The organism is Psychrobacter sp. 1U2, from assembly GCF_051847575.1.
Map to the genome: position 1 here is coordinate 1 of NZ_JBPYDC010000730.1, position 871 is coordinate 871.

At 45.7% G+C, this 871-nt stretch carries 2 protein-coding genes; one reads left to right on the plus strand and one right to left on the minus strand.

From position 1 onward, the window contains the following. A partial coding sequence (locus ACS8FD_RS18365) for an alpha/beta fold hydrolase (protein ID WP_439276905.1) occupies nt 1–246 on the plus strand: 246 nt, incomplete at its 5' end. An 83-nt stretch (nt 247–329) separates the two neighbouring features. Here the strand turns inward: ACS8FD_RS18365 and ACS8FD_RS18370 are convergent. Then, on the minus strand, nt 330–871 hold a 542-nt coding region (locus ACS8FD_RS18370), incomplete at its 5' end, for an HpcH/HpaI aldolase/citrate lyase family protein (RefSeq protein ID WP_439276906.1).

An 871-nucleotide genomic window follows, 5' to 3' on the forward strand; every position in this document is an offset into this window, starting at 1 on the left:
AAGGCCACAATGGGCGTCATCGAACGTAACGGAACCTATGAGCAGCTGGGAAGTATCACTACGCCAACACTGATCGTAGTCGGTGATGAAGATGCTGCAACCCCTTATTCAAAGTCTGAGCGCATGCACTTTGCCATTAAAAGCTCTAAGTTTGCAGTCATTAAGCGCGCCGGTCATACAGCGACTGTAGAAGAGCCTGAGCAAGTAAATACTGTGATAAGTAAGTTTTTAGAGTGCTGCGTGTAGTATATAAAGTCTAACCTAAAAAAACCGCTGCCCTAACGGGGTAGCGGTTTTTTTAGGTTAATGTACCGTATAAATCATCAATCTTATAAACGGGGTTTGTAGTCACTATTGCCATCATTAATTGTGCCAAACACTTCGGCACGATTCACCACTTCATGCGCCCAAGCGCGATGTGTCGCAGGCTCTAACATCGTATTGTTATATTTAAATACCGCTTTTGCTTCACTATGGAGTATCGCTTGTGCCTCATCTAACATGCTAAGCGGCACGCAATAAGCTTGCTGTACCAAAGCAATTTGGCTTGGATGAATGACGGTTTTACCGACTAAGCCCAAGCTGACATCACGAGTCAGCTCTTGCATAAACAGCGTTGGTTGATCTAAATACTCAAACACGGGCGCGCTAAGATAAAAACCATGCGGTACAAAGCAGCCAAGCAGTTGATAAGCGAGCGTACCAATCGGAGTATCATAGACGACATTGTCCTTTGGACGGCGCAAACGCAGCGCGGCAAACAAGTCGTTGCCACCAATGCGTAAGGCATAGACGGGCTGATTAAAGGCTTCTTTAAAACCAATCGCCAACTCTTGATTATGATGCGGATTGAATAAGGCGGCAGTCTCCA